Source organism: Nonomuraea mangrovi, from assembly GCF_042681425.1.
Lineage (GTDB): Bacteria > Actinomycetota > Actinomycetes > Streptosporangiales > Streptosporangiaceae > Nonomuraea > Nonomuraea mangrovi.
Genome location: NZ_JBHUFV010000015.1, coordinates 410,614 through 430,650, shown reverse-complemented (window position 1 = coordinate 430,650; position 20,037 = coordinate 410,614). Strand labels below are relative to the sequence as shown.

Sequence of the window (20,037 nt, the reverse complement as noted above, 5' to 3'; positions counted from 1 at the left end):
GAATACACCTTTGGACCTGCCTCTCCAGAGGGATGAGCTGGGCGGGAGGAAGACAGATGTAGCGAACCGGCGAGGCTCCGGACTTGGCGTTCTCTTTACCCTCCGTGATCGAAAACCGTTCGAACGCGTCGGCGTGTCGCGGCGAAGGTCACCGCCGCGACCACCGTCGCTCCCGCCTCATTGACCGCTCTGGCCGCCTCCGCGAGGGTCGCGCCGGTGGTGACGACATCGTCCACAAGGACCACGCGCGCGCCTGAGCGGCCGCTCAGGCGCGCTTTACCTGCCTCGGCGACTCGTAGGGAGGAGGCGAGGTTGGCAGCCCTCTGCGCGGCGCTGAGGCCCGCCTGGTCGGCGACCCTCCTGCTCTGGCGGAGGTCTGTGCGGAGAGTGACCTGGCGTCCCAGCCTCCCCAGATGCCGTACGGCGAGCGCGGCCATGCGGGGCACCGGGTCGTGACCCCTGGCGCGTACGGCACGCCCCGCGCTGGGGACGGGGACGACGGACAGCCCGCCCTCGGGGACGGCCGTGGCGATGGTGAAGGCCAGGGCGTGGGCCAAGGGAGCGGCGAGAGCCGTACGGCCGCGCTCCTTGTAGTGGAGGACCGCCTGGCGGGCCGCGCCCTCGTAGAGGGTCGCCGACCAGCAGACAGGCAGGCCTTCGGGGGCGGGGTGGGGCATGCGCACCGCGGGGGTGACGACCAGGCACGCGTCGCACAGGAGGCTGCCACGGGCGGCGCAGCCGAGGCAGCAGGCGGGGAGGAGGAGGTCGAGCACGGGGACCACCCTGCCGGGCGGCACCGACAGAACCTGGAGCTCGAGCGGACGGAGGAAAGCGGGTGCCTCAGTCGAGAGGGAAGGTGGGGGACGAGGTGCCGGGCTGGACCTTGGTGTCGACCCATTTGTCCTGCACCAGCTCCAGCACCTTGCCGCCGCCCTCGTCGTCCGCCTCGGTCCCCGCCACCAGGCGGCCGTTCAGGGCGGAGATCGAGGTGATGCGCTTGTCGGCCGCCAGCTGCCGAAGCTGGCCGTTGCTGATGTCGATCTCCGTGGGCGTGCTGCCCGAGCTGCTGCCCATGAGCGCGACCAGATGCTCGGAGTCCCCCCAGGCCAGATCCTTGATCTCCTCGTTCTCCCCGGCCGTCAGCAACGTCTGGAAGTGGTCGAGCCTGTCCCCCGCGATCACGCCCACCATCACCGACACCGCTCCGTTATCGGCCACGATCGCCGCGACGCGGGTACCGTCGCGCGCCACCTTGAACGCCGTGACCCGCTTGCCGTTGAGTTCGGGCGCGGCGATGCGCGTCACCGGCTGTTCCAGGTTCGACATGTCGTAGCGCAGCACGTAGGACGTGTGGTCGTCGATCCTGTCGACCGTCCACAGCGTGCCGTTCCAGTTCCAGGCGGGTGGGGTCAGGTTGGTGCCCTTGATGGCCTCCTGCCACTGGCTCTCGGACGACAGCTTGTTGGTCCAGATGCTGCGGCCGTCGCTCTTGAGGGCGGCCACGTACTCCGTGGGGTCGCCTTTGGCCGACGGGGTGATCGCCGGCTCCTTGTACGCGTCGCCGAGCCTGCCGGCGGGGCCGGGGACGGCGATGCCGGCGCCGTTGGCGCCGAGCCACATGAGCTGGCCGTTCTGGACGAAGTAGACCTTGCCGTCAGGCCGGCGCAGCCACATGTCGTTGTCCTTGGAGCCGATGGTCAGCGGCGCGGAGTCGAAGAAGGTCTCGCCGTTGAGCCTGACCTCGATGGTCCTGCCCGTGATCACGTCGCGCAGGCTCCACTGCAGCTGCCTGCTCAGCGCCTCGACCGGCGGCGGGTCCTGCTTGAACTGCCCTTCGAGGTAGACCACGACGGTCTCCTCGTCGGTCGCGATCCTGTCGAGGCTGATCCCCTCGAAGGCGGTGGACACGGCGCCGCGCAGCGACTCGCTGGGGCCTTCGAGCAGCCTGTCGACGATCGTCTCCGCCAGTGACCTGGTGGGGTTGATCGGCAGCCACACGTGGTCGACGACGGGGAGGGCGGCCAGGTTGTCGAGGGAGCCCGAGCCGCCGAGGAAGTAGATGTCGGCCGGCTCGTAGGCCCTGCGCACGTCCGCGGCGGTGAGCAGCATCAGCCCGTTGCGCAGGCTGGAGACCCGGTAGCCCTGCGGGGTCTTGGCCACCATGAACTGGAGGGTCAGCTTCTCCCTCTTGGGCTCGTACCAGCCGTCGCCGTGGATGAGCGCGATCTGCGTGGCCTCCAGCTGGACGATGTTCTCGCCCACCTGCCGGTAGGTGGGGTTGTCCTCGACCACGATCACCGACTCGCCCGGCTTCCACGCGCGCTTGGCCTCGGGCGTCAGGTACTCGCGCAGGATCTTCTGCTCGACGTCGTCGAAACTGGCCATGGCCGCCTGCATGCCCTGCACGATCCTGCGGGCGTCCCAGTCCGGCTGGGGCTCCGTCGCGACCATCCGCTGGAACGGCTTGCTCAGCGAGTCGGCCGCGTCGCCCTGCCTGACCTGCTCGGGCGGGCCGCCCACCGAGATCACCGAACAGGCGGAGCTGCCGCACACGACGCTCGCGGCCATCACGGAAAGAAGGATCCTCCTACTCCGCATGGAAAACCCCCTCACCCGCGACCGGTGAAAGGACCGGCGTGATGTGCCCGCGCCATGTCCGCCTCATTTCCACCTCCGGCGGCACGAGCGAAAGCGGCGATCCCTTCAGCTCGGCCCCGGCCGTGCGGGGCAGCGTGAGCCTGAACTGCGACCCCTCTCCCTGAGCGCCCCATGCCTGCAGCCATCCCCCGTGCAGCATGGCGTCCTCGCGCGAGATGGCGAGCCCGAGCCCGGTGCCGCCGATGGTGCGGGCCCTGGACGGGTCGGCCCGCCAGAAGCGGTCGAAGACCATCTGTTCCTCGCCGGGCTTCAGCCCCACTCCGTGATCCCGTACGGCCACCGCCGCCGAGTCGCGGTCGGCGCCCACGGAGACCACGATCTCGCGCCCCTCGCCGTGCTCGATCGCGTTGAACAGCAGGTTGCGCAGGATCCGCTCGACCCTGCGGCTGTCGATCTCGGCCATGCAGGGCTCGCTGGGCAGGCGCAGCTCGAACCTGGTGCCGTGCCGTTCCGCCAGCGCCTCGGAGTCGGCCACGGCGCGCAGCACCACGTCGCGCACGTCGGTGGAGTCGAGGTCGAGGGTGGCCGCGCCCGCGTCGTAGCGGCTGATCTCCAGCAGGTCCGCCAGCATCGACTCGAACCGCTCCAGCTGCGCCTGCATGAGCTCGGCCGAGCGCGCGGCCATGGGCTCGAAGTCCTCGCGGGCGTCGTAGAGCAGGTCGGCGGCCATCCGCACGGTGGTCAGCGGCGTGCGCAGCTCGTGCGAGACGTCGGAGACGAACTGCCGCTGCACCTGCGACAGCTCCTCGAGCTGGTGGATCTTGAGCGCCAGGTTGGCGGCCATCTCGTTGAAGGAGGTGGCCAGGCGGGCCAGGTCGTCCTCGCCGCGCACCTTCAGCCGCTCGTCGAGCCGTCCTGAGGCGAGGCGTTCGGCGGCCTGGCGGGCCAGCCGTACGGGAGTCACGACCTGGCGGGTGACCAGGGAGGCGATGGCCCCGAGCAGCAGGACCAGCCCGATGCCCACGACCACGACCACCTGCCTGACGATGGAGAGCAGCGACTCCTCATCGGTGAGCGGGAAGAAGTGGTAGATCTCGTAGCCGTCCTCGATGAAGGCGCCCACGACCAGCGTGAGCTGGGTTTCGCGGCTCGCGGAGAACGTGAGTCTGGAGACGACCTGCAGGGGGTCGTTGAGCACGCCCTTGTCGCGTTTCGCCTCCAGCCGCTTGCGCAGGTCCTGCGGGATGTCGGCGGGCAGGACGCTGCCGGTCGCGCGCGACTGCCCCGGCTCGGTCCTGTTGAGCACCAGGAGCTGGTATCGCTTGCGCCAGCCGTTCTCGCCGGTGCCGATGATGCTGTTGACCGCCACGTCGAGCGGGGCCTCGGCGGCGGGGGGACCGCCTTCCCCCTGTTTGGCGGGCTCGATGGGCTCGGCGTTGAGCGCGGCCATGATGGCCACCCTGTCGGCGGTGGCCTCGTTGGCCGCCGACAGCTTGCGGCCGTTGACGACCGAGGTGTTGATCTCCTGGACGAGGAAGACACCGAGCACCGCCACCACGGTCACCGAGATCACCAGCGTGCTGGTGATGACCTGGAGCTGGAGCGATCGCCGCCAGGTGCGGCGGATCATGCCTGCCGCACGCCGCGCCCGTCGCCGGACGCCACCCAGAATCTGGCGAAGCGTCCTGCGACGGATCCTGCTCTTCGACGGAGACATGAGAGGAGGGGTGGTCAGGCAGGACCGGCTTTGTAGCCCACGCCGCGGACCGTCACCACGATCTCGGGGTGCTCAGGGTCCTTCTCGATCTTGGCGCGGAGGCGCTGGACGTGCACGTTGACCAGGCGGGTGTCGGCCGCGTGCCGGTAGCCCCAGACCTGCTCCAGCAGCACCTCGCGGGTGAAGACCTGGCGCGGCTTGCGGGCCAGCGCGACGAGCAGGTCGAACTCCAGCGGGGTGAGGTTGATGGTCTCCTCGCCACGCTTGACGGAGTGGCCCGCCACGTCGATGGTGATGTCGCCGATCTGCAGGATCTCGGGCGTCGGCTCGTCGGTACGGCGCAGCCGCGCACGCACCCTGGCCACGAGCTCCTTCGGCTTGAACGGCTTGACGATGTAGTCGTCGGCGCCCGACTCGAGGCCGAGCACGACGTCGATGGTGTCGCTCTTCGCGGTGAGCATGACGATCGGGACCCCCGACTCAGCCCTGATCCTGCGCGCCACGTCGATGCCGTCCGCCCCCGGCAGCATCAGGTCGAGCAGAACCAGGTCCGGGCGCGTATCCCGGAACGCGTCGAGGGCCTTGTCGCCGTCGGAGACGAAGGACGGTTCGAAGCCTTCGCCCCGCAGTACGATGCCGAGCATCTCGGCGAGAGCGGCGTCGTCGTCGACGACCAGCACGCGACCTTTCATGGCCCCTCATTCGTTCTACGCATTGTGGGACATACCCGCATGGTTGCTGAAGGTTACCCTTGCCTGGCTCATGGCATAACCATCAGACCATTGAAAGCCGAATTTTAGACGCCCTGGTAACCCCCGTAATCTCAGTCTGCAAGACGAGGGCACGTTTCGGCCATCCCCGAACACCGACTACACCAATGAGTCGCCCATCATGCCAGGATTGGTGTATGTCAGACGGTCACGAGACGCCGCCCGGCTGGTCGGCTGAGCAGCCCCCTCCCTACCAGGCGCCCGGATCCCCCTACAGCGGCCCGGCACCGTCCGCCTGGCAGCAACCGGCTCCCCCGCCACCACCGCCCTACGGCCACCAAGGGTACGGCTACATGCCACCGCCCGCGCTGCGTCCTGGGATCATTCCCCTGCGCCCGCTCGGCCTCGGCGACATCTACGACGGCACGATCAAGCTGATCAGGTCGAACCCCAAGTCGGTGCTCGGCCTGTCGGCGATCGTGGCGGCCGTCGCGGCCATCCCCGTCTCGATCGGGCAGGCGCTGGCGCTCAGCTCGCTGGGGACCGTGCTGGCCGACCCGCAGGCCAACGCCGACGCGCTGGAAAGCGGCGGTTTCCTCTCGCAGACGCTTCCCACGATCATCTCCTCGGTGGTCAGCCTCGTCGCGGTCACGATCCTGACGGGCGTGCTCATCAGGATCCTCGGCCGTGCCGTCTTCGGCGGGAAGATCACCGCGGGCGAGGCGTGGCGGCTGGTCGCGTCGCGGGTGCCCGCGCTGTTCGGGGTGATCCTGCTGATCATCGCCATCATGCTGGCGCCCGCCGTGCCGATCGCCCTGATCGTCTACGCGGTCGCCATGGCCGGGTCGCCCGGAGCCGCGGTCGGGCTCGGCGCCCTCTTCATGATCCTTTACATCGGCTACGCGCTGTTCGTCAACACCAGGTTCTCCTTCGCCGCGCCCGTCGTGGTGCTGGAAGGTCTCGGTCCCGTGCAGGCGCTTCGCCGCTCGTGGCGGCTGGTGAGCGGCGACTTCTGGCGGGTGCTCGGCATCCTCCTGCTCACGATGGTCCTCGCCTACCTGGTCAGCACGGTCCTCAGCTTCCCGTTCGGGCTGATCGCGGGCATCGCCGGCGTGATGGGCGGCGGCTCCACGGGCGCGACCATCCTGGTCGCCGTCGTGTTCGCCATCGGCACCACCCTCGGCGCGATGATCACCTATCCGCTGCAGGCGGGCGTGACCGGCCTGCTCTACACCGACAGGCGGATGCGCAGCGAGGCCTTCGACCTGGTCCTGCAGACCGCCGCGCTCGAACAGCAGCGCCAGGGCTGGGTGCACGCCTCGGCCGACGAGCTCTGGCACCCGTCGAACGCCCGCAGGCCGTGACCCCTCCTGAACGGGAGGAGGCCCAGCGCAGGGCCGCCGAGGAGCTGGCCAGAGCCGGGTACGCCACGGAGTCGTTGCCTGACAGGCTCTGGCGCGGCTTCCAGCAGTGGCTCGGCGACCTCGGCGAGTTCACGCCGGGCGGCGGCACTGTCGGGCCCGTCATCGCGGCGCTGCTGCTCATCCTGGTGGTCGTCGCCGCCGTGTGGGCGATGGTGTGGCTGTCGCGCAGGTCGGCGCGCGCGCACGCGCCCGAGTCAGGCGACCTGTTCGGCGGCAGGGCGATGACCGCGGCCGAGCACCGCCTGGCCGCCGAGAGTCTGGCCGCCGAGGGCCGCTGGGCCGAGGCCGTCCAGGAGCGGCTGCGCGCGATCGCCCGCGACCTGCAGGACAGGGCCCTGGTCGACACCATGCCGGGCCGTACGGCGGACGAGCTGGCGGCCGAGGCCGGCAGGTCGCTGCCCGCCTTCGCGGACGAACTCGCCGCCGCCGCGCGCGCCTTCGACGACGTCGCCTACGGCGGCGTGCCGGGCACCTCTGACGCCTACGCGATGATGCGCGAGCTGGACGAGCGGCTCCGCGTGGCCAGGCCGGTGGCGCTGTGAGCGTCTCGACCTCCCCCACCACGGCGGGACTGTGGCGGCGCGCCAGGGCGGGCGTGCTCGTCGGGCTGCTGGTCGTGGCGACGGCCGTGATCGGGGCGCTGATCTCCGGCGACGCGGGCCCTGGGCGCTACCTCGACCCCGACGACACCTCCCTGCGCGGCTCCAAGGCGCTGGCCCAGCTGCTGAGGGCGCAGGGCGTCCGGGTCGACAGGGTGGACTCGGTGACCGCCGCCGAGACGCTGGCGCGTGAAGGAGACAGGCTGCTGCTGGTCGGAGCGCCGTGGAACGGCGGCTACGCCGAGGCCGAGCGGCTGGCCGCGCTCCCCGGCGACAGGGTGGTGGTCGGCAGCCAGCCGTACTTCGACGTGCTGGCGCCCGACATCGTCGCCGAGGGCACGCTCCGGCTGCGCTCGCGCGAGCCAGGCTGCGACCTGCCCGCCGCCCGCGCGGCCGGCAGCGCCTACCTGGGCGCTCTGCTGTTCGAGGCGGGCGGCACCTCCTGCTACGACGGGTCCCTCATGGTCTCGGGTACGGTCACCGCGGTCGGCAGCGGCGATTTCATGACCAACCAGCGACTGGCCGAGGACGGCAACGCCGCGCTCGCCCTCCACCTGCTCAGCACGCGCAAGGCGGTGACCTGGCTGGTTCCCGCGCCCGTCCCGCCCGGAGGGGACTCCGTTGCGGGTCCCGGCGGCAAGAGCATCCAGGAACTGCTGCCCGCGAGCATCCCGTGGGCGGTGGCGATGGCGGCCGTCGCGGTCGCGCTGGCCGCCTTCTGGCAGGGCAGACGGCTGGGCCCCGTGGTGGCCGAGCGGCTGCCCGTGGTGGTCAGGGCGGCCGAGACCGTGGAGGGCAGAGGCCGCCTCTACAACGCGCGCAGGGCCAGAGCCCAGGCGGCGGAGGCGCTGCGTGGCGGCGCGCTCGACCGCCTCGTCCCCCGGCTCGGGCTCGGCTCGGGCGCGGGGGCCAACGAGGTCGTCGCGGCGCTCGCCGTACGGACGGGTCAGGACCCCGGGTGGCTCGGAGCGGCGCTGTACGGCCCGCCGCCCGCCGCCGACGCGGAGCTCGTGGCCCTGGCGGGATACTTGGACGAGATCGAGAGGCTGGTTCGTGAACACTGAGGAGACCACCCGCGTGGCGGGACGCGGCGACGACGCGCGCGAGGCGCTCGGCGCGCTGCGTGCCGAGGTGGCCAAGGCCGTCGTCGGCCAGGACGCGGTGGTGACAGGGCTGGTCATCGCGCTGCTGTGCAGAGGGCACGTGCTGCTGGAGGGCGTGCCGGGCGTCGCCAAGACGCTGATGGTGCGCACGCTCGCGGCGGCGATGTCGCTCGACTTCAAGCGCGTGCAGTTCACGCCCGACCTGATGCCGGGCGACGTGACCGGCTCGCTGATCTACGACGCGAAGACGGCCGAGTTCGAGTTCCGCGAAGGCCCGGTGTTCACGAACCTGCTGCTCGCCGACGAGATCAACCGCACCCCGCCGAAGACACAGGCCTCGCTGCTCGAGGCGATGGAGGAGCGGCAGGTCAGCGTCGAGGGCGACGCGCGGCTGCTGCCCGACCCCTTCGTGGTGTGCGCCACGCAGAACCCGGTCGAGTACGAAGGCACCTACCAGCTGCCCGAGGCGCAGCTCGACAGGTTCCTGCTGAAGCTGACCGTGCCGCTGCCGCCGCGGGACCAGGAGATCGCCGTGCTCGAACGACACGCTCGCGGCTTCGACCCCCGCGACCTGAGCCAGGTCAAACCGGTCGCCTCCGCCGACGATCTGGCGGCGGGGCGCGAGGCCGTGGCGGCGGTGCACGTGGCGCCCGAGGTGCTCGGCTACATCGTCGACCTGGCCAGGGCCACCAGGCAGTCGCCTTCGCTCCAGCTCGGCGTATCCCCGCGCGGGGCGACGGCCCTGCTGGCGACCTCGCGGGCGTGGGCGTGGCTGTCCGGCCGTACCTATGTGACGCCTGACGACGTGAAGGCGCTGGCCAGGCCCGCGCTGAGGCACAGGGTCCAGCTGCGGCCCGAGGCGGAACTGGAGGGCGCGACCTCCGACGGCCTGCTCGACGGCATCCTGGCCGCCGTGCCGGTTCCCCGCTGATGGCGCTGACGGGGCGTGCGGGGCTGATCGCGGCGCTCTGCGTCGTGGTGGTCCTGTTCGCGCCGGGCCCTGGCTACGCGGTGGCGGCCTGCTGCCTGCTGCTGGCCGCTGCCGTCGCGGTGGACCTGCTGTTCGCCGGGGCCGTGCGGCCGCTCAGGTTCACCCGCTCGGGCGACACGACGGTACGGCTCGGCCAGACGGCCACCGTGTCGCTCGTCGTGGAGAACCCGGGGCCGCGCAGGGTGCGTGGCCTGCTGCGCGACGCGTGGCAGCCGTCGGCGGGGCTCGCCGCCCGATCGGTCCCCATCGACGTGCCCGCGGGCGAGAAGCGGCGGATCGACCTCGAGCTGACGCCCACCCGCCGCGGCGACCGCTCGTCCGTCGCGGTGACCGTCCGCGCGTTCGGGCCGCTGGGGCTGGCCGCGCGGCAGGGCGGCCACAGCTCGCCGTGGACGCTCAGGGTGCTGCCGCCGTTCCTGTCGCGCAAGCACCTGCCGTCGCGGCTCGCGAGGTTGCGAGAGCTGGAGGGCAGCCATCCCGCGCTGGTCAGGGGGCAGGGCACGGAGTTCGACTCGCTGCGTGAGTACGTGGTCGGCGACGACGTGCGCTCCATCGACTGGAGGGCCACCGCCAGGCGCAACGACGTCGTGGTGCGCACCTGGCGGCCCGAACGCGACAGACGCGTCCTGATCGTGCTCGACACGGGGCGCACCTCGGCGGGCAGGGTCGGCTCGGGCTGGCCGCGGCTCGACTGGTCGATGGACGCGGCCCTGCTGCTGTCCGCCCTGGCGGCCAAAGCGGGCGACCAGGTCGACTTCCTCGCCTACGACAGGGGCGTGCGCGCCTGGGTGGCCGGCGCCTCCCGCACCGAGCTGCTGTCGGCGCTGGTGAACGTCATGGCGCCGATCGAGTCCTCGCTGGTGGAGTCCGACGCGCCCGGCATGGTCGCCGCCATCCTGGCCAGGGCCAGACGGCGGGCGCTGGTGGTGGTGCTCACCGATCTCAACTCCGCCGCGCTCGACGAGGGCCTGATGCCGATGCTGCCCCAGCTGTCCGCCAAACACCTGGTACTGGTCGCGGGCGTCTCCGATCCCCGCGTCGCCGAAATGGCGGCCGGCAGGGGTACGGCGGAGCTCGTCTACGACGCGGCGGCGGCCTCGCGTGCCATCGGCGAGCGCAAGCGCATCACCGCCCGGCTCAGGGGGCACGGCGTCGAGGTCGTCGACGCGCTGCCCGAGGACTTCGCGCCCGCCCTGGCCGACGCCTACCTGGCGCTGAAGGCGGCGGGGCGGCTCTAGCTCGTCGGGACCACGTCCGGCGCCCGCTCGAGGTCGCCGGTCTCCCCCTGCCGCTCCGCCTTCCGCCCGAAGTAGCCGATGTAGGCGAGGAACGCGACGAGGGCCAGCACGCCGATGCCCACGCGCGCCCACGTCGGCAGGCCCGACGGCGTGACCAGCGCCTCGATCAGCCCCGACACGAACAGCACCACCACCAGCCCGATCGCCACGCTGATCACCGCCCTGCCCTGCTCTGCCATCACGTCGATCCTGCGGCGCGGGCCTGGCGCGACGACCATCCAGCCGAGACGCATGCCGACCGCCGAGGCCAGGAACACCGCGGTCAGCTCCAGCAGGCCGTGCGGCAGGATCAGGCCGAAGAAGACGTCGAGCTTGTCGCGGGAGGCCATCAGGCCACCCGCGATCGCCACGTTCGCGGCGTTCTGGAAAAGAATCCACGGAATCGGCAGGCCGAGGAAGATGGCGAGCATGATGACCTGCATGGACAACCACGCGTTGTTGATCCAGACCCGGCTGGCGAACGAGGCGGCGGGATTCTCCGAGTAGTAGTCGGCGAAGTCGTGCTCGACGAGCTGCTTGATCTCCTCAGGCGTGCCGACCGCGGCCTGCACGGCGGGGTCGCCCGCCACCCACGCGCCCATGATCCACGAGACGGCGAGGAAGGCCAGCGTCGTGATCAGCCACCACCACCTGGCCCGGTAGGCGACCACCGGGAACGACACGGTGAAGAACCTGACGAACTCCCGCCAGACGGGCACGTGCGCGCCCGTCACCGCCGAACGGGCCCTGGCCACCAGGGCCGACAGCCTTCCGACGAGCACCGCGTCCTGGGTGCCCGAGCGCACGATCGACAGGTGGGTCGACACCCGCTGGTAGAGCTCGACCAGCTCGTCCACCTCCGCGCCCGTCAACGACTTGCGCCGCCGTACCAGGTGCTCCAGGCGGTCCCATGCGGGGCGGTGCGCGGCGACGAAGGCGTCAATGTCCACCGGGACATTCTGGCACTAGGCTCCCCTTATGTCCGAGGTGGTAACCGGCGACGCGGTCGTCGTGGAGGTCAGGGTGGCGCAGCCGCCCATCAGGGCCGTGGCACTCGTGATCGACATGATCGTGCAGATCGTGTTGCTGGTCGGGGCCGTGCTGCTGATCGCCTCGGCGTCCATCGTGTCGGACCCCGCCCTCGCAGCCGCGGTGTCGATCCTGATCAGCGTGCTGGTGATGGTCGGATACCCCGTCATCTTCGAGACGGCGACGCGGGGACGCAGCCTCGGCAAGCTCGCGCTCGGACTGCGGGTCGTCAGCGACGACGGCGGGCCTGAGCGGTTCCGGCAGGCGCTGTTCAGGGGGCTGGCGGGGGTGCTGGAGTTCTGGATGTTCTTCGGGGCGCCGGCGCTCATCGCCTCCCTGGTCTCGCAGCGGGGCAAACGGCTCGGCGACGCGTTCGCGGGGACGATCGTGATCTCCGAGCGGGGGCCGAGCGGCGCCTCGCAGCCGGTCCTGATGCCGCCCGCGCTGGAAGGGTGGGCGCGGACGCTGGAGCTGTCCCAGCTGCCCGGCGAGGTGGCGGGGGCGGCTCGGCAGTACCTGCTGCGGTGGCGCGACCTGTCACCCGCCGTGCAGCACGAGATGGGGGTGCGGATCGCCACCCAGGTGGCCGCCTACGTCACCCCTCAGCCGCCGCCCGGGGTGCCTCCCCATGCGTACCTGAGCGCGGTGCTGGCCGAACGCCGTCGGCGGGACCAGGCGCGGCTGGGTTATCCACAGGGCGCGCCCGCGGCGGGCGGCCGTCCACAGGCGGGGCCGCAGCCGCCGCCCGTGCCGTACGGCGGGCCGTACTCTCATCCGCATGCCCCGGCCGCCCCGCCCCCGCCTCCCGGCTGGCCCGCCCCAGCCGCCTGGCCCGCTCCCGGTCCCACAGGCCCCCCACCGGGCCCCGCACCGGGCCCCGCATCGGGCCCGCCGCCCGGACCCTCCTACGGACCCGCGGCGGGACCCACTCCCGGCTACGCGCCGACCGGGCCCGCGCGGCCTGCCCCCGCCCCGCCCGGTCCCTCGTCGCCCGACCCCACGACGCCTGGCGTCACCCCTGGCGGCTTCGCCCCACCCCAGTAGCCGACACCAAACAGCACCCCGGCACCCCGGCACCCCGGCACCCCGGCACCCCGGCACCCCGGCACCCCGGCACCCCGGCACCCCGGCACCCCGGCACCCCGGCACCCCGGCACCCCGGCACCCCGGCACCCCGGCACCAGGAGCGTGCTCGGGTTCCTGTGGTCCGGTTGGCGGATTGGGCGGGTCGGGCCGGTGGCGTCGGGTTGCGAAGGCGCGGTCTCCCGGGTCCGGCCGTCGCCGCGCGCCGCCTCCCGAGACGGCGCGCGGAGAGGGTCAGAACGGGAGCTGGGTCTGCGTGTTCAGCGCCTTCAGCCGCACCTTGGCCGCCGCGTCAGTCCGGCTGTCAGAGATCCGCAGCACATCGAACCCCTGCTGGATGTCACTGCTGTAGATGAACCCGTTGTAGTAGTACGCCGACCACGACCCGCCCGTGCGGCGCGGGCTCAGCGCGCCACGATCGAAGTATCCGATCTCCTTCGGAGCAGCCGAGTCGGTGAAGTCCCAGATCGAGACCCCGCCCTGGTACCACGCCTGCACCATGATGTCCTTGCCCTTGACCGGGATCAGCGAGCCGTTGTGCGCGACGCAGTTCTCGGTGTCCGCCTGATGCCGCGGGATCTTGAAGTACGCCTGATGGGTCAGCCGGCCGTCCACGATGTCGAAGATCGCGTTCGCTCCACGCTGCCCGCCGATCCGCGCGTTGCAGGTGACCGACAGGCCACCGCCGAGCTCGTCCGTGAAGACGACCTTGGTGCCCGTGTTGTTGAAGGTCGCCGAGTGCCAGAAGGCGAAGTTCTCGTCGGTGACGGTCGCCGTCACCTTGGGGTGCTCGCGGTCGGAGATGTCCATGAGCACGCCGTCCCCCATGCACGCGCCGGCGGCCAGGTTCTTGGAGGGGAAGACGGTGATGTCATGGCACCCGCTGGTGGGCAGCAGCAGGCCCTCCTGCTGCTCGTTGCCGCCTTCGGGGAAGAGCACGGGCGTGGAGACGACCTTCGCGGCCGTGGGCTCGTCCAGCGGCACCTTGACGATGGAGATCTTGTCGTGCGGCGGCTTGCACTCGGCGTAGATGTCGGCCGGCATGTACGACGAGACGTACAGGTAGACCGACTTGCTCGACGTGGCGGGCACCAGGGTGTGCGTGTGCGAGCCGCAGGCCGTCTCGACCGCCTTGAGGTATTTCGGCCGGGCCTTGTCGCTGATGTCGAAGATCCTGATGCCCTCCCACGACGCCTTGCTCGTGGGCACGCCGTAGTCGCTCTTGCAGGAGTCGCTGTCGCGCGAGGAGTCCACGGACAGGAAGAGCAGGTCGCCCTGCACCGAGACGTCGTTCTGCGCACCGGGGCAGGACACGCGGCTGACCACCTTCGGCTGCGCCGGGTCCTTGATGTCATAGATCGTGAACCCGTTGTAGTTGCCCTGGAAGGCATAGTTGCCCTGGAAGGCCAGATCGGAGTTGAACGCCTCAGCGCCCGCGAACGACCCGGTCTTGGGCAGGTTCGCCATGTGCTTGACGTTGGGGCTCTTGATGATCGTTTCAGCCGACTCCGCCTGCGCCGGCGTCATGGACGCCACCAGAGTCAGGGCCGCACCGGCCACCATGAGAAAGCGGCCGAGTCTGGACGCCACCGGGACCTCCCGTCGAGACACAATGATCAGACCCGACCCACTATCTCATCGCAAATCACTCATATTCCGACCCGATACCGAGCCGATACGCCTTGCCTACGCGACCTTTCTGTAGGTCAGGTCGAAGTCGTGCTCCCAGGTGGAACCGTCGCGCGACATCTCCCAGTAGCCGTTGATCGTGCCGCCGCCGTCGCTGAAGGTGGCGGTGAAGCGCTGGTCGAAGCCCGGCACCTCCCGCCACACGCGCCAGGTGCCGCCGTCGAAGCTCATCCGGTAGACGCGGTGGACGCCCCGCCCGTCGGCGTACAGCATGGACAGCTCTTCGGAGGCGTCGTCGAGCCCCATGACGGAGGTGACCGGGAACGGCGAGCCGGCCACCCACTCCGGAGGAATGTCCTCCGCCACCTTCGCCTCCGAACGCTGGACGAGGAACGCGCCGTCCTCCGTCCACTCGAACACCGTCCGGCCGATGGCGGTGTCCTGGTCGCCGATGGACAGCCAGATCTCCCACTCGCCCACGAAGACGTCCAGCCGTTGGAGAGCGGGGTGAGGTTTCGGCATCGCTTGCTCCCTTCGTCCCCACCATTTGAGCACCGATCACCCCCTCGGTCCCGTCAACCACCACACCCACCCGGGCTTCCACGGACGACCCAGGGCGGGCGAAGGGGTCGGGGCACCGTCGCAGACCCACGGCCGCCGCCTCCGCATGAGAGCACCGCCCTCACACCCTTCGGGGCCGCCACCCCAGGGGAACGGCGCCGCGGGTTCCCCGAACTCACGACACCACGCCACAGGCCCCTCCGCTCCGGCCACGGCTGCGGTTCCCCGAACTCAGGACACCGCGCCCGGTTCCTCCACTCCGGCCACGACTGCCGGTTCCCCGAACTCACGACACCACGCCACAGCCCCTCCACTCCGGCCACGACTGCCGCTCCCCCGAACTCACGACACCGCGCCACGGTTTCTCCGCTCCGGCCACGACTGCCGCTCCCCCGAACTCACGACACCGCGCCACGGTCCCTCCGCTCCGGTCACGGGCGTTTCGACACGTGGGGACCGGGCCGGACGGGCGGCGGTGGAGGGATCCCGGATCGCGGCGGTCAGGGACCGGTGGGCACCATCAGGACGGTCTTGAGCTCCGCCATGGCGGCGGCCGCGTAGCCGACCCCCTCCCGCCCGTGGCCGGCGTTCCCTGTCCCGCCGAACGGCAGGGCGTCGGAGCGGCGGTCGCTGGTGCCGCCGATGACGACCCCTCCGAAGTCGAGGGCGGCGGCAAGGGTTTCTGCGACTTCGAGGTTGCGGGTGAACACGCCCGCCTGGATGCCGCCTCCACTCCGGTTGGCCATCTCGATCGCCTGGGATGCGGTGTCGAAGGCCTCGAGGCCGACCACCGGGCCGAACACCTCTTCATGGGAGAGGTCCGCGCTGTCGGGAAGGTTCTCGAGCAGCGTCGGGAGGTAGCGGGGCCCGTCGGTGTCGCCGCCTGCCAGGACGATCGCACCATGGTCGTGGGCGTTGTTCACGAGCCCGCTGACCCGTTGGAGCGCCGCGGCGTCGATGAGCGGTCCCATCTCGCTGTCTTCTCGCGACTTGGGTCCTCCGCGCACGAGCGTGGTGGCCTCGATGAGGCGTTCGCGAGCCTCGGCGTAGAGCGAGCGGTGCACCAGAATGCGCTGAACGTGCAGGCAGTTCTGTCCTGCGGCGCCGAACGCCCCGTCGACGAGGGCGGGGACGGCGAGGTCGAGGTCGGTGTCCTCCATCAGGATCGTCGGGCAGATGCCGCCGAGCTCCATGAGCGTTCGCTTCAGGCCGGCGGTTCGGTGCACGCGAGCGCCGACGGTCCTTCCGCCGGTGAAGCTGACGAATCTGACCCGCGGATCGGCGATCATGGAGGAGGCGATGGTCGCGTCACCGGGGAGCACGCTGAGCCGTCCCGGGGGCAGGCCCGCGTCACTGAGCGCCCTGGCGAGCAGGAGAGCCGACAGCGGTGTGCGCTCGTGGGGTTTGACGACGACGGCGTTGCCCGCGGCGAGAGCGGGGCCGACCTTGTGGGCGACCAGGTTCAGCGGGTCGTTGTAGGGAGTGATCGCCAGAACGACGCCCACGGGCTGCCGATGGACGAACCCGCGCCAGCCGGCGGTGCCCGGCCGGTCGTCCGCCGGTGGGGCGGCCTCGGCGGGCCCCAGGGCGGCGGCCGCGCTGAGCCGCAGGGTGTGGGCGGCGCGGGCCACTTCCTTGCGTGCCTCGCGGATCGTCTTGATGCCCTCGGCCGCGATCAGCCGTGCGAAGGTCTCGCCGGCGTCGCCGATCCGCTCGGCCGCGCCGTCCAGGACGGCGGCCCGCTCGCCGGCGGGCCATCTCGGCCCTTCCATCGTCCGTACGGCTGCCGCCAGGGCGGCCTCGGCTTCCGCGTGGCCCGCCATGGCGACCTGACCCACGAGGTCGCCGGTGTCGGGATCGGTGACCGCGGCGACATGGTCGCTCGGCGACCAGCTTCCCCCGGCGAAGAGCGGCCAGTACTCGTCGCGGCCTGGCGACGGCGGGAGCTGCGGCGTCGGCCGGCCCGTGTCGCGGGCCTGAAGCTGGACGAGGCCCTCACGCATGGGACGCCGGGTTCCGCCGCCGTTCCGGCGTCTCGAGGGGGTGCGTGATGGGGCGCAGGACGTGCGCCCTCGTCATCCTTCGATGAACTGTGAGGAGCCTCCTGCCGCATGTCGGAGGTCCCCCACGGTCAACGGGGCAAGTGTCTGGCCGGATCATGTCTCGCGACTCCTTGCTGGGGTTCGGGCTGGAAAGCGTGGATCGGCTCGGTCACGGGGTCTGCGTCGCACCGCGTCGGCGGTAGGCCTGGGTCTTCATCCGGTTGCCGCACAACAGGGGCGAGCACCACCGGGCCCGGCCGGGGCGGGATCGGTCGTAGAAGACCCATTGGCAGTCGGACGCGGGACACATCTTGAGCCGATGCCAGGTTCCGTTCGCGGTGACGGTGAGCGCCGCCACCACGATCCGCGCCAGCGCGGTGGTCACCGGGTCGCCGCAGACCACCGGCTGGGCGCCCAGAGCCGTCAGCTTGACCTGCCAGGGGAAGTCCAGCAGCACCTCGCCGGCCTCACCGTCCTGGCGAAGGGCGTCGCGAAGCGCCGCCCTCAGTGCGTGGGCGCGGGCCAGGTGCGCGTCGCCCACCGGCTCGCCGGGACCCAGCAGGTCGTGCTCACGCAGCCAGCGTTCGAGATCGGCGGGCGTGGCGAGCACGTCATGTGCGGTCAACCGCTGCCCGTGAGCGACGAATCCGCGTAGATCCTCCGTGTTGGCGAAGTGGTGGAGCAGCGCGATGTCCTCGGGCAGGTCGGTGACCTCCTCCGGTCTAGCGGGCGGCAGCATCGCCGATGTCCCCGTGGACCTTGCGGTAGGCGTCCTTCACCCGGATGCGGTCGCCCTCGAACTCGAAGAGGTCGCAGCCGTGCACCTCGTGCACCTGCCCGTCCTCGTCCGTGCGGGAGTACGACCACTGAGAGGCGCCGCGGTCACCGGCGATGAACGCGTCTCCGCCCTGCGACTCGAGCCCCTCGTCATGGGCGATCATCAGCGCGAACCCGCGACGCACCTCGTCCCGCCCGCGAAAGGTCGTGCCGGGCTCGGCTCCGACGGAGGCGTGGAAGACGCAGTCGTCCGTCATGAACTCCATGAGCAGATCGAGGTCCTTCTTCTTCCATGCCGCGCCGAAGTCCGCCAGCCGTTCCAGCGTCATGCCCATGTCAGATCCTTTCTTGGAAGGTGGCCGCCACGTAGGCGTCCAGGTCCGGGCCGTCCGGGTTGGCGAGCACGTGCCGCAGCCACGCCCGCCGTTCGAAGTCGGTGACGGCCAGCTCCCACACGCAGCCGATGGCCTCACTCGGATGGGGTCGTAGCGCTTGCGGCTGGTCGAGCGGCGCGGAGAACAGCCGCTGGTGGATCTCGTTCTCGCCGGACCACCAGTCCACCAGCGCGAAGCAGTAGTCCGCCGCGTCGTGCGCGATGGCGAAGCCCACGCCGTGGCGGCCGTGACCGAGCGGAGGCGGCAGCGCCGACGCCACGATCTTCGCGGTCGCCTCCATCAGAGCGGCACGAGGAGTCTCGGAATGTGCGGCGATGCCGTACATCTTCACCTTCCAGCCGCCAACGGCCTCGACGCCGTGAAAGCTGATCATCCGGGGGTGGTACCGGGTGCTCATCCCAACCCTCTTTCCCGTCGACACTTGTTAAATGAATAACAGGTGTCGACAATGGTTGGCAAGGCCGGATCACTACGGCGCGGCAGCAGAGGTGGACGCCGGAGGAGCCGTGGACATGACAAAGCCGCCAGGGGCGGACCCTGGCGGCTTTGGGGGTGTGATGTTCCTAGTCGTCGTATCCGTGCTCGCGGTACGACATCTGCGTCTGGGCGTTCAGCGCGTCGAACTTGACGTGCTTGGCCTGGTTCGTGCGCGGGTCGTTGATCCGCAGCACGTCGAGCCCCAGGTTGAAGTCCGAGCCGTAGATGTAGCCGTTGTAGTAGTACGCCGACCAGAACCCGCCGGACAGCGCGGGAGCGGTGTTGTCAGGACCGCGCTCGAAGTACGCGATCTCCTCAGGCCGGGTCGAGTCGGTGAAGTCGACGACGGAGATGCCGCCCTGGTACCAGGCCTGCACCATGATGTCGCGCCCCTTGACCGGGATCAGCGAGCCGTTGTGCGCGACGCAGTTCTCGGTGTCCGCCTGGTGGCGGGCGATCTTGAAGTAGCCGCGACGCTCCAGCTTTCCGCCGACGAGGTCGTAGTAGGCGTTGGCGCCCCGGTTGGCGCCGATGGCCGCGTTGCAGGTGGCACGGGTGCCGCCGCCGAGCTCGTCGGTGAAGATGACCTTGGTGCCCTCGTTGTTGAACGTCGCCGAGTGCCAGAAGGCGAAGTTCTCCGTGTCGCGGACCACCTCGGTGACGCGCGGGTGCTCGCGGTCGGAGATGTCGAGCAGGATGCCGTCACCCATGCAGGCGCCGGCCGCGATGTCCTTCTCCGGGTAGGCGGTGATGTCGTGGCAGCCGCTGGTCGCCGACTTGCCGTTCGGGTACGGCAGCGGCACGCCTCCGTAGCCGTCCTCGTCGGGGATGCCGTCGCCGTTGGTGTCCTTGGGCGGGAACAGCACCGGCGTACCGACGACCGCGGCGGCCGTCGGGTTGTTCAGCGGCACCTTGATGACCGAGATCAGGTCGTGCGGGGGCTTGCAGTCCGGGAAGTTGGCGTTCGGGCTGTAGGACGAGACATAGATGTAGACGTTCTCGCCCGTCTTGTCCGGCACCAAGGTGTTGGTGTGCGAACCGCAGTTGGTCTCAACCGACTTGATGTACGTCGGGTTGGTCTTGTCGCTGATGTCGAAGATCCGGACGCCCTCCCACGACTCCTTGATCGACGCGCTCTGCGACGTGCTGTTGCACGAGTCGTTGTTGCGGGAGGAGTCGACGGAGCCGAACAGCAGGTTGCCGTAGACGGACACGTCCATCTGGCCACCCGGACAGACCACCGAGCTGACGAGGCTGGTCTGCTTCGGGTGCTTGATGTCGTAGATCGAGAAACCGGCGTAGTTGCCGACGTAGGCGTAGTCGCCCTGGAAGGCCATGTCGGTGTGGATGTCGGTCAGTGCGCCCGGCCTGGGCACGTTGGTGACGTGCTCGATGTTCGGGCTCATGACGATCTCGCCGGGGGCGGGGATGTCAGACGCCTGGGCGGGCATCGCCGTCAGGACCAAGGCGCTCGCCGCTCCGAGCATGACGAGGGCTTTGCGGGGGGTGATCACTCAGTTGCCTCCGTAAAGGGGACATAAATGTAGAGAATCTTCACCCGCGACCCGTCTGGTGACTAGCGTCCAGAATGTCAGATGATATTGCGCTTTGCCGTCTTTTTAATG

18 protein-coding genes are annotated in these 20,037 nt (G+C 70.5%); 6 read left to right on the top strand and 12 right to left on the bottom strand.

The genetic code is table 11. The annotated features are described in order from the left end of the window. Window positions 1-95: 95 nt before the first annotated feature. From ACFSKW_RS09475 to mtrA, 4 genes are all read right to left on the bottom strand, one after another. On the bottom strand, window positions 96-773 hold the full coding sequence (locus ACFSKW_RS09475; RefSeq protein WP_379571269.1) for a ComF family protein: 678 nt from the start codon (window positions 771-773) through the stop codon (window positions 96-98). A 67-nt stretch (window positions 774-840) separates the two neighbouring features. Then, window positions 841-2,568, bottom strand: a complete 1,728-nt coding sequence (locus ACFSKW_RS09470; protein WP_379571527.1) for an LpqB family beta-propeller domain-containing protein — start codon at window positions 2,566-2,568, stop codon at window positions 841-843. 19 nt (window positions 2,569-2,587) lie between these two features. Then, window positions 2,588-4,228, bottom strand: coding sequence for an MtrAB system histidine kinase MtrB (mtrB, locus tag ACFSKW_RS09465; RefSeq protein WP_379571267.1), 1,641 nt, complete (start codon window positions 4,226-4,228; stop codon window positions 2,588-2,590). Window positions 4,229-4,329: 101 nt separating this feature from the next. Beyond that, window positions 4,330-5,007: an MtrAB system response regulator MtrA gene (gene mtrA, locus ACFSKW_RS09460; protein ID WP_043620615.1), complete on the bottom strand. Its 678-nt coding sequence runs from the start codon at window positions 5,005-5,007 to the stop codon at window positions 4,330-4,332. Between the two features lie 215 nt (window positions 5,008-5,222). Here mtrA and ACFSKW_RS09455 point away from each other — a divergent pair, with 215 nt between their 5' ends. From ACFSKW_RS09455 to ACFSKW_RS09435, 5 genes are read left to right on the top strand one after another with little or no spacing between them, the layout of a single operon-like run. Continuing rightward, window positions 5,223-6,389 (top strand): glycerophosphoryl diester phosphodiesterase membrane domain-containing protein, encoded by a 1,167-nt coding sequence (locus ACFSKW_RS09455; RefSeq protein ID WP_379571265.1) that lies wholly within the window; start codon window positions 5,223-5,225, stop codon window positions 6,387-6,389. Next, the gene (locus ACFSKW_RS09450; RefSeq protein WP_379571263.1) at window positions 6,386-6,991 is read left to right on the top strand and encodes a DUF4129 domain-containing protein; all 606 of its coding nucleotides are present in this window, start codon (window positions 6,386-6,388) and stop codon (window positions 6,989-6,991) included. Before ACFSKW_RS09455 ends, ACFSKW_RS09450 begins: the two co-directional genes overlap by 4 nt. Further along, window positions 6,988-8,112 carry a DUF4350 domain-containing protein gene (locus tag ACFSKW_RS09445; protein WP_379571261.1) on the top strand — a complete coding sequence of 375 codons (1,125 nt, stop codon included), beginning with the start codon at window positions 6,988-6,990 and terminating at the stop codon, window positions 8,110-8,112. The genes ACFSKW_RS09450 and ACFSKW_RS09445 overlap by 4 nt, the downstream gene beginning before the upstream one ends. Then, entirely contained in the window at window positions 8,102-9,082 is a 981-nt protein-coding gene (locus tag ACFSKW_RS09440; RefSeq protein ID WP_379571259.1) for an AAA family ATPase, read from the top strand. The genes ACFSKW_RS09445 and ACFSKW_RS09440 overlap by 11 nt, the downstream gene beginning before the upstream one ends. Beyond that, window positions 9,082-10,380 carry a DUF58 domain-containing protein gene (locus ACFSKW_RS09435; protein ID WP_379571258.1) on the top strand — a complete coding sequence of 433 codons (1,299 nt, stop codon included), beginning with the start codon at window positions 9,082-9,084 and terminating at the stop codon, window positions 10,378-10,380. The genes ACFSKW_RS09440 and ACFSKW_RS09435 overlap by 1 nt, the downstream gene beginning before the upstream one ends. Here the strand turns inward: ACFSKW_RS09435 and ACFSKW_RS09430 are convergent. Then, window positions 10,377-11,369, bottom strand: coding sequence for a stage II sporulation protein M (locus tag ACFSKW_RS09430; protein WP_379571256.1), 993 nt, complete (start codon window positions 11,367-11,369; stop codon window positions 10,377-10,379). The two genes, ACFSKW_RS09435 and ACFSKW_RS09430, sit on opposite strands and share 4 nt — an antisense overlap. 28 nt (window positions 11,370-11,397) lie before the next feature. Here ACFSKW_RS09430 and ACFSKW_RS09425 point away from each other — a divergent pair, with 28 nt between their 5' ends. Continuing rightward, window positions 11,398-12,492, top strand: a complete 1,095-nt coding sequence (locus tag ACFSKW_RS09425; protein ID WP_379571254.1) for an RDD family protein — start codon at window positions 11,398-11,400, stop codon at window positions 12,490-12,492. A 273-nt stretch (window positions 12,493-12,765) separates the two neighbouring features. Here the strand turns inward: ACFSKW_RS09425 and ACFSKW_RS09420 are convergent, their stop codons facing one another. The 7 genes from ACFSKW_RS09420 to ACFSKW_RS09390 all read right to left on the bottom strand — a co-directional run bounded on the left by ACFSKW_RS09420 (window position 12,766) and on the right by ACFSKW_RS09390 (window position 19,926). Next, complete coding sequence (locus tag ACFSKW_RS09420) at window positions 12,766-14,094, bottom strand: LVIVD repeat-containing protein (protein WP_379571525.1); 1,329 nt, start codon at window positions 14,092-14,094, stop codon at window positions 12,766-12,768. Between the two features lie 123 nt (window positions 14,095-14,217). Then, the gene (locus ACFSKW_RS09415) at window positions 14,218-14,682 is read right to left on the bottom strand and encodes a hypothetical protein (protein ID WP_379571253.1); all 465 of its coding nucleotides are present in this window, start codon (window positions 14,680-14,682) and stop codon (window positions 14,218-14,220) included. A 539-nt stretch (window positions 14,683-15,221) separates the two neighbouring features. Further along, window positions 15,222-16,724, bottom strand: coding sequence for an aldehyde dehydrogenase family protein (locus ACFSKW_RS09410; RefSeq protein WP_379571251.1), 1,503 nt, complete (start codon window positions 16,722-16,724; stop codon window positions 15,222-15,224). A gap of 208 nt (window positions 16,725-16,932) precedes the next feature. After that, window positions 16,933-17,502: a CGNR zinc finger domain-containing protein gene (locus ACFSKW_RS09405; RefSeq protein ID WP_379571249.1), complete on the bottom strand. Its 570-nt coding sequence runs from the start codon at window positions 17,500-17,502 to the stop codon at window positions 16,933-16,935. Continuing rightward, window positions 17,486-17,875 (bottom strand): nuclear transport factor 2 family protein, encoded by a 390-nt coding sequence (locus ACFSKW_RS09400; RefSeq protein WP_379571247.1) that lies wholly within the window; start codon window positions 17,873-17,875, stop codon window positions 17,486-17,488. The genes ACFSKW_RS09405 and ACFSKW_RS09400 overlap by 17 nt, the downstream gene beginning before the upstream one ends. Window position 17,876: 1 nt before the next feature. Next, the gene (locus tag ACFSKW_RS09395; RefSeq protein ID WP_379571245.1) at window positions 17,877-18,308 is read right to left on the bottom strand and encodes a hypothetical protein; all 432 of its coding nucleotides are present in this window, start codon (window positions 18,306-18,308) and stop codon (window positions 17,877-17,879) included. A 190-nt stretch (window positions 18,309-18,498) separates the two neighbouring features. Then, on the bottom strand, window positions 18,499-19,926 hold the full coding sequence (locus tag ACFSKW_RS09390) for an LVIVD repeat-containing protein (RefSeq protein ID WP_379571243.1): 1,428 nt from the start codon (window positions 19,924-19,926) through the stop codon (window positions 18,499-18,501). Between the last annotated feature and the right edge of the window lie 111 nt (window positions 19,927-20,037).